Source organism: Actinoplanes sp. NPDC048791 (assembly GCF_040650095.1).
Lineage (GTDB): Bacteria > Actinomycetota > Actinomycetes > Mycobacteriales > Micromonosporaceae > Actinoplanes.
Map to the genome: position 1 here is coordinate 1 of NZ_JBEZGQ010000120.1, position 13,679 is coordinate 13,679.

Below are 13,679 nucleotides of genomic sequence, written 5' to 3' on the forward strand. Positions count from 1 at the left end.
CAGCCCATTCCTCGTTCGTCAGATCACCACGCGCCACACCCGATCCAACGATCGACGCCCATGATCGCCACGATGATCTAAGAGACAGAACCTAGGCGGACCGCGCCGGATTCCCCCGCTCGGGTGGAGCCGCGCCGGGCGCTCCCGCCCAGGCGGACCGCGCCGGATTCCCCCGCTCGGGTGGAGCCGCGCCGGGCGCTCCCGCCCAGGCGGACCGCGCCGGAATCCCCCCGTCCGGGTGGAACTGCGCCGTGCTCCTGCCCGGGCGGAATCGCGCGGCGAACCGGGGTTGCGAGACGGCGTTGCTGGTACTCCCGCCAGGCGAAACCGCGCCGGAATCTTCGCCCTGGCGAAACCGCGCCGTGCTCCTGCGCGGGTGGAACCGCGCCAGAATCCCCGCCCAGATGGGCCGCGCTGTGCTCCCGCCCAGGAGAACTGCGCCGGATTTCCGCTCGGACGAAACCGCGGGATCCCCGCCCGGACGGAAGCGCACCCGAGTCCCCGCTTAGGCAGAAGCGCACCCGGGTTCCCGCTAAGGCGGAGCGCGCCGGAATCCCCGCCAGGGCGAAGCGCACCCAGTTCGCGGCCTGGGCGAACCACGCCCAGGCCCGACCGAGCCACGTCAAGGCTTGCGGGCCACGCCCGCCCAGTAATAAGCCGCCTGCGGGTCGTCAACAGGCTGATCCGGCCGCCAAGCAGAGACCGGCACCAACCCCGGCTCCAGCAGCTCCCAGTCGCCGAAGAAGCGCCGGACCTCCGACTGAGTGCGCGCCACCAGCGTCATACCTGCACCGGTCGCCGCGGCCACCGCCCGGTGCACCTGGGCCGGGTTGAAATCAGCCGTCGGATGCGTGATCGCCAGCACGCTGCCCGAAGGCATTGCTTCCCGCAGCTCAGCCACCAGAGCCCACGGGTCGTCCGCGTCCGCCAGCAGCATCAGGATCGCGATCAGCGTCAGGCCGACCGGCGAGGTCAGGTCCAGCGTCGCCGCCAGCACCTCGTCCGTCAGGATCGACCGTGGCCGGCGCAGGTCGGCTGAGATGTATTCGCTGCGGCCCTCTTCCGTGCTGATCATCAGGGCGCGGGCGTGGACCAGCACGATCGGGTCGTTGTCCACGTAGACCACGCGGGTGCGGGGGTCGATGCGCTGGGCGATCTCGTGCAGGTTGGGCCGGGTCGGGATGCCGGTGCCGATGTCCAGGAACTGCCGGATGCCTTCCCGGGCGACCAGGTCGCGGGCCGCCCGGTGGACGAACTTGCGGTTCTCGCCGGCCATCCGGCGCATGCCGGGGATGGCCTTGATCATGGCTTCGCCGACGGCCCGGTCGACGGCGAAGTTGTCCTTGCCGCCCAGCCAGTAGTCGTAGATGCGGGCCGAGTGCGGCACGTTGATGTCGACCTCCGGCGGGGCGAGCTCGGCCGGCGGGACAACTCTGCTGTGCTGCGTCACGACCGCCTCCTGTCCAGGCCACCCCGAGCCTAGTGCTCGGATCCGGTCAGGATTCAGCCATGTCGCTCGATAGAACCACGGTTTCAGGCTGCGGAAGCGCTGTCCCGGTACGACCGGTGGCGGGCGTCGCGCGGGGCCATGGAGATCACTCGGTCGCGTCCGGCGTGCTTGGCCACGTACAGGTGCCGGTCCGCGGTGGACAGCAGGCCGGCCTGGGTCGGTGTCGGTGCGTCGCGCAGTCCGGCCACGCCGATGCTGACGGTGACGGGCAGGCCGCGGGTCAGTTCGGTCCAGTCGTAGTAGCTGACCGCCTCGCGGATGCCGTCCAGCCGGCCGGTCGCCTCGGGCACGTCGGTGCCGGGCAGCACCAGCAGGAACTCCTCGCCGCCCATCCGGGCCACGAAGCCGTCCGGGGAGACCGCCGCCAGTTCCGTCTCCAGCAGCTTGGCCACCAGCACCAGCACCTGGTCGCCCACGTCGTGCGACAGCTGGTCGTTGATCCGCTTGAAGTGGTCCAGGTCGACGATCGCCACGGTCAGCGCTCCGCCGGCGTCGATCAGGTCGGGCAACTCCTCGTCGAGGTAGCGCCGGTTGCGCAGCCCGGTCAGCGGGTCGCGCCGGGCCTGCTCGCGGAACCGCTCGGCCTCCTGCCGCGCCTCGGTCGTCTCGAACATCGCCTGCCGGGTGCGGGCCTGGGCCTCCCGCTGCGACGAGTGCAGCGCGTTGTGGGCGGAGAAGAAGATCTTGTGTACGGCGAAAGCCTCCGCGAACTCACCCCGCGCCGCATGCAGCTCGGCCTGCTCCTGGTGCACCCGGACCAGCACGTCGCCGAGTCCACGCTCGACACAGAGACTGCGGGACATGTCCAGGTTGACCTGTGCGCGGTCGGTGGCCCGCAGGAAGCGCTGGGCCCGGGCGAGAGTCAGCATGTATTCCGCGAGCGCGTCCGCGTCCTCGTAGTTGCCTTCGTGGTGGCGCCGGACCGCCTCGCGCAGGGTCCGCTCGGCCGCCAGGTAGTTGCCGTTCTCGATCTCGATGACGCCGATGGTGTCGAGCACCGCGGGGTCGAGGGCGAAGCCGTGCCGCTCGGCCACCTGCTGGAGCCGGCGCGCGACCTCCTGGGCGCGGCCGTTCTCGCCGGCGGCGTGCTCGGTGTACGCGTAGTTGTTGAGCATGCCCATGAGCAGCCGGGGCAGGCCAAGATCGACCGCCAGCTCCTCGGTCTGCTGGTACCGCTGCCGGGCCGCGTCCATCGAGCCGGCCAGGCCGAGCGCGTCGGCCAGCTTGGCCCGGTGCCAGACCTGCATGTGCGGGGTGGCCCGCTCGTCGAGCAGCTCGACGGCGAGCACGGAGTGCTCCAGGCACTGGGCGGCGTCGCCGAGGTGCCGGTGGATGTTGGCCCAGACCAGGTGGGTGCGGGCCAGCACGATGTGGTCGGTGTGGTCGGTGGCCCACTGGTGGATCTTCCAGATCCGCCGGGCGGCTGCCGCGACCTCACCCTTGCGCATGAGCATGTTGGCCTGGCAGAGCCGGGCCCGGAAGACGAGCCGCTCGTCCGCGAGGGCGAGAGCCTGCTCCTCGATCTCGACGGCGGTCGTGAGGGTGGCGTCGGCGTCCCAGAGGTACTGGTCCTCGATCTCCGTCAGGGCAGCCGACAGCCGCGCCGCGTCGTCCTGGCGTACGTTCATCAGGCTCACCCCTTTCCCTCAACGCGAATCATCGACACCGCGGACCCCTGGCTGAAGAAAAATGGCAAACCTTTCAGGTGTACGGGACATTGCGCTCCGTCCCCAAAGGCTAGCCGTGAGTGAGTGCCGGCTCCCAGCGTCCCAGACGTGATCCACCTCGCCGCCACCGCGGGGAACCCGCCATGTACGTCGTACAGTTGCCGGATGGCCAAGCGGAGCGATGTGACCCGGGGACGGCTGAGCCGCGAGGCGATCGTGGTCGGGGCGATCGCGCTGGCCGATGCCGAGGGGCTGGAGGCGGTCACCATCCGTCGGCTGGCGCAGGAGCACGGCGTCACGCCGATGGCCATGTACTGGCACTTCAGCGACAAGGACAGCCTGCTCGACGGCCTGGCCGAGCACCTGATCGAGGCCGTGCGGCTGCCCGAGCCCAGCGACGCCCCGTGGCACGAGCAGCTGCGCGAGATCCTGCTGGCGTTCCTGGTGGCGATCCGTCCGCACCCGGCCATCGCGGGTCTGGCGCTGCGCCGCATCCTCATCGCCGAGTCCGGGCTGCGGATCGCCGAGCGGGTGCTCGGGCTGCTCCGGGACGCCGGCTTCGGGGCCGGCCGGGCGGCGGAGGTCGGCACCTTCCTGATCTGCTCGGTCATCACGCTGGTCGGCGCGGACCCGACGCCCGGGCCGTGGCAGCGCGGTGAGGAGCGGGAGCAGGCCCTGCGGGACAAGCGGGCCCGGCTCGAGTCGCTGTCGCCCACGCGCTACCCGAACGTCATCGCCGCCGCGCCCGCGCTGGTGGTCTGCCGCGACGAGGACGACTACTTCGCCCTCAACCTCGACCTGCTGGTCCAGGGCGTGCGCGGCCTCCCGCGCGACTGATCAGCGCGTCGTTCGTCACACCGAAGCACCCGGTCCGCCGCTTGACGCACCTATACGCCGTACATCTACGGTGTACATGTACGCCGCACAGGGCGGCGCTCGGTGGAGGTGGAACCGGTGCAACGCAATCCGTGGTCGACCCTGGCCGTCATCGCGGTCGCCCAGTTCATGGTCGTGCTCGACGTGACGATCGTGAACGTGGCGCTGCCTGACATCCAGCGGGATCTGGGCTTCTCGGCCTCCGGGCTGCAGTGGGTCGTCAGCGCGTACACCCTGCTCTTCGGGGGTTTTCTGCTCCTCGGCGGCCGCGCCGCCGACCTGCTCGGCCGCCGCCGGGTCTTCATCGTCGGGCTGGCGCTGTTCGGTCTGACCTCATTGATCGCCGGCCTCGCGCAGAATCCCGAGCAGCTCGTGGTGATGCGCGCGATCCAGGGCCTGAGCGGCGCGCTGCTGTCGCCGGCCGCGTTCGCCATCCTCACCGTGACGTTCAAGCACGGCCGGGAGCGCAACATCGCGATGGGCGTCTGGGGCGGTCTGGCCGGCCTCGGCGGCACGCTCGGCGTGATCGCCGGCGGTCTGCTGGTCGACTCGCTCAGCTGGCGCTGGGTCTTCCTGGTCAACGTGCCCATCGCGATCGCGCTGGCCGTGATCGTCCCGCTCTTCGTCGGCGAATCCAAGGTCACCACCACCGGTACGCGCACCTTCGACGTCGCGGGCGCCCTGCTCAGCACGGCCGGCCTGCTGGCCATCGTGCTCGGCGTCATCCGGGCCGAGCCGCTCGGCTGGTCGTCCTTCGAGGTGATCGGGCTGCTGGCCGGTGGCCTGGCCCTGCTGGCCGCCTTCGTCCGGGTGGAGGGCCGGTCCGCGGCGCCGCTGGTGCCGCTCAGCCTGTTCCGTTCGCGGGGCCTGACCACGTCGGTCGTGGCGCTGGCCCTCAACGGCGCCGCGTTCCTGGCGATGTTCTTCCTCACCGCGATCTTCCTGCAGCAGGTCCGCGGCCTGACCGCGCTGGAGACCGGCCTGCAGTTCCTGCCGATGGGCATCGCGGCGATCGCCAGCGCGGTGATCGCGTCGCAGCTGGTGACCCGCTTCGGCACCAAGCCGGTCCAGTTCGGCGGCGCGGCGCTCAGCGTGGTCGGCCTGCTGCTGCTCTCCGGCGCCGACGCCACCGGCTCGTACGCCCTGACGATCCTGCCCGGCCTGGTGCTGTTCGGGATGGGCATCATCGCGGTGGGCACCCCGGCCTCGATCGCGGCCGTCGCGGATGTCTCGCACGACCACGCCGGTGCGGCCTCCGGGGTGGTGAACGCGGGCTACCAGGTCGGCGGGGCGCTGGGACTGGCGGCGATCACGACGCTGGCGACGTCCCACGTCGAGTCGCTGGCGACCGGCGGGGCGGGGCAGCAGGATGCGCTGGTCGGCGGCTTCGAGCGGGGTCTGATGATCGCGGCGCTCTTCGCGGCGGCGAACATCGTGATGGCGCTGGGAGCCCCGCGGCTGCGCCCGACCGCGGACCAGATGGCCGAGGCCGCAGCCGCGGCCTGACCCTGGCCGCGAGGACGACGGGCGGCCCGGAAGATCCGGCTGGTAGAGCGACAGCGGCGCCCGGAAAGGACGCGGGCGCCGCCCGGCAGTGGCGCCCCGCGGGGACCCGGCCCGGTAGACCGACAGCGGCGCCCGGAGGGCCGGGGCCGCCGCCAGGACGACAGCGGCGCCCGGGGGACCCGGGCGCCGCTGGTCGTTGTGCTGGTTACCGGCTGACCGATCCGGCCGGGATCGTCGCCTCGTCCTCGGCGGTCTTCGCCTCCGGGGCGGCCTTGGCGAGGTCGATCGTCGAGCGCAGCGTGATCTGCTTGAACAGCAGGGCCGCGATGACGCCGACCACCGCGATGGCCGCCGAGATCAGGAAGATGTGACCGGTCGCGTCGCCGTACGCGGCCCGCACGATGTGCTGCATCGCCGCCGGGAGCTCGGCCAGGTTGAGGCTGCTGGTGTCGCCGCCCGAGCTGGACGCCGGGACGCCGGCCGCCGCGAGCTGCGTGGTGATCGAGTCGGTGACCCGGTGGGCCAGGACCGCGCCGAGCACCGAGACGCCGATGGTGCCACCGAGTGAGCGGAAGAACGCCACCGTCGAGCTGGCCGCGCCGATGTCCTTGAGCTGCACCGAGTTCTGCACCGCGAGCACCAGGTTCTGCATCGACATGCCGACACCGATGCCGACCAGGGCCATGCCCACTCCGACGTACCAGAGGGGGGTTTGGTGGTCGATCACCGAGAGGGCCGCGAAGCCGGCCACCAGCACCAGCGTGCCCGCCACGATGTAGGGCTTGATCTTGCCGGAGTTGCTGATCATGCGGCCGGAGACGGTCGAGGAGACCAGCACGCCGGCCATCAGCGGGATGGTGAGCAGGCCGGCCTCGGTCGGGCTGTAGCCGCGGCCGATCTGGAAGTACTGGCCCAGGAAGACCGAGCCGCCGAACATCGCCATGCCGACCGCCAGGCTGGCCAGGATCGACAGGGCCGTGGTGCGCTGCTTGACGATCTCCAGCGGCACCACCGGCTCGGCCGCCCGGGACTCGACCCAGACCGCGAGCGCCAGCAGCACCAGGCCCGCGCCGACCATGGCGCCGGTCTGCCACGAGATCCAGTCGAACGAGCTGTCCACGAACGACACCCAGATCAGCAGGACGCTGACGCCGGCCGCGATGAGCGAGGCGCCCGCGTAGTCGATCTTCACGTTGTCCCGGCGGATCGTCGCCAGGTGCAGGGTGCGCTGGAGCACGACCAGGGCGATCACGGCGACCGGGGCACCGATGAAGAAGCACCAGCGCCAGCCCAGCCACGAGGTGTCGACGATCAGGCCGCCGAGCAGCGGGCCGCCGACGGTCGCCAGGGCGAGCACGCCGCCGAGGTAGCCGTTGTACCGGCCGCGCTCGCGGGGCGGGATCATCGCGGCGATCGCGACCTGGACCAGCGCCTGGACGCCGCCCATGCCGATGCCCTGGAACGCGCGGGCGGCGATGAGCTGACCCGCCGTCTGCGAGAAGCCGGCCACCACCGAGCCGGCGATGAACAGCACGATGGCCAGCTGGACCAGCAGCTTCTTGCTGTAGAGGTCGGCGAGCTTGCCCCAGATCGGGGTGGTGGCGGTCGCGGTGAGCAGGCTGGCCGTGACGACCCAGGTGTACTGCGTCTGGCTGCCGTTGAGCGAGCCGATGATCTTCGGCAGCGCGGTGGAGACGATGGTGGCGCTGGACATCGCGACGAACAGCACCAGCAGCAGGCCGCTGAGGGCCTCCATGATCTGGCGGTGGCTCATCGCGCCGGGTTCGGCGCGGGTGACGGTGGGTGCGCTCATCGCGCGACCTCCAGGTTTCGATCGGTACGGGTCAGCAGGTCGGTGGCGAAGCGCTGGAGCAGCCCCGAGAGCAGCGCGATGTCCTCGGGGCTCCAGTCGCGGAGGGCATCGGCGAGGCGCTCGTCCGCCAGGCGGTTGAACTCGTCGAGGGTGTGCAGCCCGCTCGGCGTGACGGTGAGCACGCTGGCGCGGCCGTCCCTCGGGTCGGCGGTGCGGGCGACCAGGCCGGAACGGACCAGGGCGGCGACGGCGCGGCTGACCGTCGAGGGGTCGAGGGCACAGCGGGCGGCCAGATCCTTCAGGTGGCACCCGCCGACCGGCTCGCCGCCGATGGCGTTGATCGTCGCCAGCACGCCGATGGTGCCGGTGGGCACCACGGTCTCGTGCCGGGCGGGCAGGTCGCTCTTGAACAAGCGGACGGCCTTGAGCAGGTCGCGAACGTTGGTGAGCAGCTCATGACGAGCCGCGGGGCCGGCGTCGTGGGCCATGTGCCACCTCCTCCAGTTGATTGCCACATACAACTATCTGCCTTTGTTGCCCACTGCGCAAGTTTGCTCATTGGGAAGTGAGTCACATCCTGGCTAGGCTCGACCCATGAGCACGACGACCGCCGAGGTGGGCCTCCGCGAGCGCAAGAAGGTGGCGACCCGGCAGGCCCTGCACGAGGCCGCGGTGCGCCTCGCGATCGCCCACGGCGCGGACAAGATCACGGTTGAGGCGGTCGCCGACGAGGCCGGGGTCTCCCGGCGCACGTTCTCCAACTACTTCGCCAGCAAGGAAGAGGCACTGCTGCACGGCGACCACCAGCGGATCGCGGTGCTGATCGGCATGATCGCGGCGCGGCCGGCCGGCGAGGGGCCGTGGCAGGCACTGACCGAGGCGGCCCGGGAGTTCTACCGGCAGGTCGGCGAGCTCGACCCGGCCTGGGTGGCCCAGACCCGGATGCTGCGCAGCCAGCCCGCGCTGCTGGCGCAGCAGCTCAACACCTTCGCGGCGGTGGAGCGCGAGCTGGCCGCCGCGGTCGCGGCCCGCTCGGACCAGCCCGACCCTTCGGGGGTACGCGCCCGGCTGACGGCCGCGACCTTCATGACCTCGCTGCGGGTGGCAGTGCACATCTGGCTCGACGCCCCGGCGGACACGTCCCTGCCGGACCTTGTCGACCGCGCGCTGGCCGAGGCCGGTCGCGGTTTCGCCTGAGCAGGCTGCTCGCGCCCGGCGCCGACACGGGGGCGCGGCGCCGAGAGTGGGGGCTCTCGACGCCGCGCGATGGGTGGAGGGTTCGGGGAAACCCTTCCGCGGGGACGGGCGGTCAGCCCTGGAAGGTGGCGAAGATCTTGCTGAACTCGAACGGGGTCTGGGCCACGTTCGTGCACTGGAACAGCGCGCCCGTGCAGGCGTTCCGGTCGCGGTTGGTCTCCCAGAAGGACACGAAGCCCAGGTGGTTCGCGTTGGCGAAGGCCACCAGGTCGCGGGCGTCGCTCTGGCCGAAGGTGCCGTTGTCGTCGTTCTTGCCCAGCATCGGGGTCACGCCGACCATCCGGAACGCCGCTGCGTCGCTGCCGCCGTAGATGGCCTTGAGCTGGTCCTTGGTGGACTTCACGGCCTGGATGGCCAGGTCGCCGTAGTCCTGCGCGGACCGGCCGTAGTCCATCGCCATGATGTTGACCAGGTTGAGGTCGACGCCGGCGTTCTTGGCCGACCGCACCACGTTGAGCCCGTCGGCGGTGAGGCCCTCCGGCAGCACCGGCAGGGTGAGCGAGATCTTCAGGCCCGGGTTGGCCCGCTGCAGGGCGGCCAGCGCGGTCGAGCGGCGGGCGATCGTGGTGGGGTCCGCGACGGCCGCGCCCTCGATGTCGAGGTCGATGTACTTCAGGTCGTACGCCGAGACGACCGCCTGGTACTCGGCCTGCAACGCCTTGACGTCGGTGCACGCCTGGGCGAGCTCGACGCCGGTCGCACCACCGAAGGACACCTTGACGTCACCGCCCGCCGCGCGCAGCGCCGTGATCTGGTCGCCGAACTGCTTGGCCCGCGGGTCGAAGGCGTTGAACCAGCTGGCCTTGCAACCGGCGCTGGTGACGAAGGCCAGGGTGTACGACTTTACGTTCCCGCTCGCGGCCAGCTGCGCCAGCGTGGTGCTGCCGTTGGACAACAGTCCCATGTCGACGTAGGGGGCGACCAGGACGTTGCCGGCGGGCGGAGCCGTGGTGGTCGGCGGCGTCTTGGTAGGAGCGGCGGTGGTCGGCGGCGTCTTGGTGGGAGCGGTGGTCGGGGCGGTGGTGGGAGCGGTGGTCGGGGCGGTGGTCGGGGCCGGGCCGCCGCCGGTGCAGGCGGCGCCGTTGATCGTGCAGCTGGTCGGTGCGCCGCTGCCGGCCACGATGAAGCCGAACTCGGCGGTGGCCCCGGCCGGGATCGAGGCGTTGTAACCCCGGTCCTTGGCGGTCGACGTGGTACCCGAAGTGGTGACCGCCGCGTCCCACGAGCTGCCGAGCTTGGCGCTCGCCGGCAGTGCGAAGGTCAGCTGCCAGCCGGTGACGGCCGAGCTGCCGGTGTTCCTGATCGTGTAGCGCGCCTGGTAGCCGGAGCCCCAGTCGGAGTCCTTGCTGAACGTAGCCGTCAGTCCGCCGGGGCCTGCGGTCGGAGTTGTGGCCGCGACCGCCGCGAGAGCACCCCCGCCTACAGCGAGTAACGCCGCTGTCAGATAGATGGAGAGGCGAAGACGGTTGCGTGCCATGGATGACTCCGTTCGCGGGGGACGCCGACGGCGTTGATCCTGACTCTGGGTGCATTAAAGAAAGAGGGGAAATTCCTTAAATCTGTCTCAAGCACGGGGCCGCGGCGTGGAGTGCGATGCACGGAGGGTAGGAATGCCGCAGTACGGTCGAACAGATCACCGACGCCGCTCAGGAGGCAGGGCATGCGCAAGACGATGGTGGACGTGCCGACCGAGGACGGGACCGCGGACGCGTACCTGGTGGTGCCGGAGGGCGACGGGCCGTTCCCGGGCGTGCTCTTCTTCATGGACGCCTTCGGGCTGCGGCCGCGGCTCCACGAGATGGCCGAGCGGATCGCGGAACGGGGATACGCCGTCCTGGCGCCCAATCTCTTCTACCGCAGCGCCCGGTCGCCGGTCGCCGACACCTCGAACCTGGCCGACCCGGAGGAGCGGGGGAAGGTCTTCGGCCGGCTCATGCCGATGATGCAGCAGCTGGACACCGCCGCGATCACCCGGGACACCCGGGCCTACCTCGATTTCCTGGCCGCCCAGGACGGTGTCTCGGCCGGTCCGGACGCCATCGTCGGCTACTGCATGGGCGGCCTGAACGCGCTCAAGGCGATCACGGCGTACCCGGAGCGGATCGTCGCGCTGGCCAGCTTCCACGGCGCCCGGCTGGCCACCGAGGAGCCGGACAGCCCGCACCTGCAGGTGGGCCGGATTAAGGGCGAGGTGTACTTCGCGCACGCGGACCACGACCACACGATGCCGCAGGAGCAGATCGACCGGCTCGAGGCGGCCCTGGACGCGGCGGACGTGCGGTTCCGGTCGGAGATCTATCCCGGTGCCGAGCACGGCTTCACCATGGCCGACACCGCCGCCTACTCCGCCGAGGCCGAGAAGCGGCACTGGGAGAAGCTCTTCGAGCTGCTCGACAGCACCCTGCCCACCCCGGCCCGCTGACGATCAGTCGTCGTCCAGCAGGCCCGGGAAGTAACGGCGCAACGCCACCACGTCGTACACCTGACGGATCCCGCTGATGGCGCCGTCGGCGACCGTGACGAACTCGGCGATGCGGACGGTCCCGAAGGGGGCGACGCAGTCGTAGACGAGCGCGGCGCGGTCGTCGACGCAGGTGGTCGACACGACGGTGACCGAGTCGGCGAACGCCGCGATCCGGTCCAGCGTCTGCACCAGCTCCTCGTCGTCGACCGGCACGTCCAGGTTCCACTCGATCTCGGCGTCGCCGGCGATCACCCGGCGTGCCGCCCGGGGGTCACAGTTGATCCAGGACTGCGCGTAGAAGGCGACGACCTCCGCCGTACCCGACATCGAAACTCCTTCGTCAGCACAGCGGCCGCCGCCCGGCAGGGCAGCGGCCGCTGGTCATCTTATGGTCAGCCGTTCAGCATCGAGGCACCGCTGACGAAGGTGTAACCCTGCGCCTTGATGCCCGTGACCAGGTCCTTCAGGTGATCCGTGCCCAGGTACGGGTGGTAGAAGAAGCTCGCCACCCCGTCGCGGACGACCAGGTTGCGGCCGGCCGAGGCGATCAGGTCGGCGGGCAGCCGGGCCGGGTGGTTGTTGAACGCCTCGGGCTCGACGTTGCCGATGTTCTCGGGGATGACCACCGAGCCGTAGACGTCGCGGACGGTGTACGGGAAGAACTGCCCGAACTGCCGCTTGTAGTCGAACTTCGCCCCGGTGAGCACGCCCGGGAAGTACAGGCCGCGGTCGTAGCGCTTGCCCATGACCGAGTTGACCGTCTGGTAGTCGACGGCGCTGCCGGCGTAGTGCGGGAACTCGAAGACACTGGGCACACCCAGGCCGGCCAGGGCGAAGGTCAGGCCCGAGGCGGCGATCCGGCTGGCCGCCCACGCGGCGGAGTCACCGGGTACGGGCCCGTCGTAGATGACGCTGTTGTTCGCGTCCACGTGCGCCGAGTAGAACTCGAAGTCGTTCGCGCTCTCGCCGTCGTACGGGTTGGCCACGCTGCCGAACTGGTGGGTGTAGCCGTGCATGAGCAGGGTGCCGCCGCGCTGCTGCATGTACTTCAGCGCCGCCACCACCTTGGGCTTCTGCACCAGGGTGTAGTCCTGGGCCTTGCCACCGTTCTGCACGCCCAGCGGGTCGCGGTAGCGCGGGTAGACAGCGACGCTGAACGGCACCTTCTGCGCGTACAGGTAGTCGGCGATCGCGCGCAGCTCGGCCGGGTCGGAGTCCGGGCCGACGTCCTCGATGCGGGCCAGCGCGCGGTGCCGGTCCCGGGAGACGCCGGTGTCGCCGAGGGAGTCGAAGAGCAGGTCGGCGAAGGCCAGGTAGCGGTCGTCGTGGGTCACGTACGCGAACGGGATCTCGCCCACGTAGGTGAGGTTGCCCGACTGCACGGCCCACGGGAAGGTGGTGCCGTCCGGGCGTACCGCTGTGGCCAGGGTCTTGACCTTGGTGGCGTCGGTGATGCCCAGGTTCATGATCCCGGACTTGTCGGTGGTGTCCCGGGTCAGCTTGCGGCCCTTGTACTCCACTTCGGCCACCGCGGCGAAGTCGAACGCGCCACTGGTGAAGCCGCGGGTGGCGGCGAAGTTGGCGTCCCGGGCGGCCAGCTGCCAGATGTTGTCGAAGACCCAGGTCACCGGCTTGGTGGTGGCGGTGACGTCGTCCAGGAAAGCGGTCGGCAGCGGCTCGTCGTAGGTCGACCCGAGGTAGATCACCGCGGTGTACGCGGACAGGTCGCCGGCCCGGTAGCCGGCCACCGGCGCGGCGGTCCAGGAGCCGAAGTGCGAGCTCAGGTTGGCCGTCTGAGTCGCGTAGACCTCACCCATCCAGCCGTAGTCGCCGGTGGTGTCGTAGAGGACGAGCGTCTTGGCGGTGCCACCGCCGGGGGCGGCCTTGCCGGACTTCGCGGCGATCGACGTGGTGGCGGCGGTCCGCACGGCGGCGTCGGCGTTGACCACACCGACCCCGAGGGCGGCGGTCGCCGTGACGGCGACGCCGGCACCGAGCAGGGCGCGGCGGGAGAGCTTGGACATACGCATCAGAAAGACGCTCCGAACGTGGCGGTGGTGGCGGTGGCGACACCGGTGGGCATGGGGGACGGTGCCGGGGCGAGGCCGAGCAGGGCCGCGGTGGCCTGGGCGGTACGGGCGGCGGCGAGCCCGTCGCCGTACGGGTTGCCGCCGGCGGTCATCGCGTCGCGGCGGACCTTGCTGTCGAGCAGCGCCGACGCCTCGTCGACGATGAGGTCGGTGTCGGAGCCGACCAGCTTGGCGCAGCCGGCGTGCAGGGACTCGACCCGTTCGGTGACGTCGCGCAGCACCAGCGCCGGTACGCCGAACGACGGCGCCTCCTCCTGGATGCCGCCGGAGTCGGTGAGCACCAGGTACGCCTCGGAGAGCAGCCGGGACAGGTCGGGGTACGGCAGCGGGTCGGTGACCGTGACCCGTTCGATGCCGCCGAGCCCGGCCTCCACCTGGGCCCGGACGGCCGGGTTGGGGTGGCTGGGCAGGATCACGTCGATGTCGGCGTACCGCTCGACCAGCCGGCGGACCGCGGCCAGGATGCGGTCCAGCGGCGCGCCCCACGACTCGCGCC

Annotated in this window: 12 protein-coding genes; 4 read left to right on the forward strand and 8 right to left on the reverse strand. The window is 71.0% G+C overall.

From position 1 onward, the window contains the following. Positions 1–622 precede the first annotated feature (622 nt). Positions 623–1,450, reverse strand: coding sequence for an SAM-dependent methyltransferase (locus tag AB0C29_RS12105; protein ID WP_360818947.1), 828 nt, complete (start codon positions 1,448–1,450; stop codon positions 623–625). Between the two features lie 83 nt (positions 1,451–1,533). After that, positions 1,534–3,138 (reverse strand): GGDEF domain-containing protein, encoded by a 1,605-nt coding sequence (locus AB0C29_RS12110; protein WP_360818950.1) that lies wholly within the window; start codon positions 3,136–3,138, stop codon positions 1,534–1,536. Positions 3,139–3,342: 204 nt separating this feature from the next. On the opposite strand from AB0C29_RS12110, the gene AB0C29_RS12115 reads away from it, so the two are divergent. After that, complete coding sequence (locus AB0C29_RS12115) at positions 3,343–4,014, forward strand: TetR/AcrR family transcriptional regulator C-terminal domain-containing protein (protein WP_360818953.1); 672 nt, start codon at positions 3,343–3,345, stop codon at positions 4,012–4,014. Between the two features lie 117 nt (positions 4,015–4,131). Further along, a complete protein-coding gene (locus AB0C29_RS12120; RefSeq protein ID WP_360818956.1) occupies positions 4,132–5,559 on the forward strand; it encodes an MFS transporter in 1,428 nt (475 codons plus the stop codon). Positions 5,560–5,764: 205 nt separating this feature from the next. Here the strand turns inward: AB0C29_RS12120 and AB0C29_RS12125 are convergent, their stop codons facing one another. Then, positions 5,765–7,372 carry an MDR family MFS transporter gene (locus AB0C29_RS12125; protein WP_360818958.1) on the reverse strand — a complete coding sequence of 536 codons (1,608 nt, stop codon included), beginning with the start codon at positions 7,370–7,372 and terminating at the stop codon, positions 5,765–5,767. Further along, the gene (locus tag AB0C29_RS12130) at positions 7,369–7,860 is read right to left on the reverse strand and encodes a MarR family transcriptional regulator (protein WP_360818961.1); all 492 of its coding nucleotides are present in this window, start codon (positions 7,858–7,860) and stop codon (positions 7,369–7,371) included. Before AB0C29_RS12130 ends, AB0C29_RS12125 begins: the two co-directional genes overlap by 4 nt. Positions 7,861–7,966: 106 nt before the next feature. Between AB0C29_RS12130 and AB0C29_RS12135 the strand changes: the two genes are divergently transcribed. Beyond that, entirely contained in the window at positions 7,967–8,569 is a 603-nt protein-coding gene (locus AB0C29_RS12135) for a TetR family transcriptional regulator (RefSeq protein ID WP_360818964.1), read from the forward strand. Positions 8,570–8,681: 112 nt separating this feature from the next. Here AB0C29_RS12135 and AB0C29_RS12140 read toward each other — a convergent pair whose 3' ends face one another. Continuing rightward, a complete protein-coding gene (locus tag AB0C29_RS12140; RefSeq protein ID WP_360818967.1) occupies positions 8,682–10,106 on the reverse strand; it encodes a cellulose binding domain-containing protein in 1,425 nt (474 codons plus the stop codon). Between the two features lie 183 nt (positions 10,107–10,289). On the opposite strand from AB0C29_RS12140, the gene AB0C29_RS12145 reads away from it, so the two are divergent. Continuing rightward, the gene (locus AB0C29_RS12145) at positions 10,290–11,051 is read left to right on the forward strand and encodes a dienelactone hydrolase family protein (protein WP_360818970.1); all 762 of its coding nucleotides are present in this window, start codon (positions 10,290–10,292) and stop codon (positions 11,049–11,051) included. Between the two features lie 3 nt (positions 11,052–11,054). Here AB0C29_RS12145 and AB0C29_RS12150 read toward each other — a convergent pair whose 3' ends face one another. The 3 genes from AB0C29_RS12150 to AB0C29_RS12160 form a co-directional block, all read right to left on the reverse strand. Further along, positions 11,055–11,420, reverse strand: coding sequence for a hypothetical protein (locus AB0C29_RS12150; RefSeq protein ID WP_360818973.1), 366 nt, complete (start codon positions 11,418–11,420; stop codon positions 11,055–11,057). 65 nt (positions 11,421–11,485) lie between these two features. Continuing rightward, a complete protein-coding gene (locus tag AB0C29_RS12155) occupies positions 11,486–13,123 on the reverse strand; it encodes a polysaccharide deacetylase family protein (protein WP_360818976.1) in 1,638 nt (545 codons plus the stop codon). Beyond that, on the reverse strand, positions 13,123–13,679 hold a 557-nt coding region (locus AB0C29_RS12160), incomplete at its 5' end, for a UDP-N-acetylglucosamine 2-epimerase (RefSeq protein ID WP_360818978.1). The genes AB0C29_RS12160 and AB0C29_RS12155, both read right to left, overlap by 1 nt.

Bases quoted from the DNA above. Each gene is read 5' to 3' on its own strand.
- AB0C29_RS12110 (WP_360818950.1), bottom strand. From the start codon at position 3,138: ATGAACGTACGCCAGGACGACGCGGCGCGGCTGTCGGCTGCCCTGACG.
- AB0C29_RS12115 (WP_360818953.1), top strand. From the start codon at position 3,343: ATGGCCAAGCGGAGCGATGTGACCCGGGGACGGCTGAGCCGCGAGGCG.
- AB0C29_RS12125 (WP_360818958.1), bottom strand. From the start codon at position 7,372: ATGAGCGCACCCACCGTCACCCGCGCCGAACCCGGCGCGATGAGCCAC.
- AB0C29_RS12130 (WP_360818961.1), bottom strand. From the start codon at position 7,860: ATGGCCCACGACGCCGGCCCCGCGGCTCGTCATGAGCTGCTCACCAAC.
- AB0C29_RS12135 (WP_360818964.1), top strand. From the start codon at position 7,967: ATGAGCACGACGACCGCCGAGGTGGGCCTCCGCGAGCGCAAGAAGGTG.
- AB0C29_RS12140 (WP_360818967.1), bottom strand. From the start codon at position 10,106: ATGGCACGCAACCGTCTTCGCCTCTCCATCTATCTGACAGCGGCGTTA.
- AB0C29_RS12145 (WP_360818970.1), top strand. From the start codon at position 10,290: ATGCGCAAGACGATGGTGGACGTGCCGACCGAGGACGGGACCGCGGAC.
- AB0C29_RS12150 (WP_360818973.1), bottom strand. From the start codon at position 11,420: ATGTCGGGTACGGCGGAGGTCGTCGCCTTCTACGCGCAGTCCTGGATC.
- AB0C29_RS12155 (WP_360818976.1), bottom strand. From the start codon at position 13,123: ATGCGTATGTCCAAGCTCTCCCGCCGCGCCCTGCTCGGTGCCGGCGTC.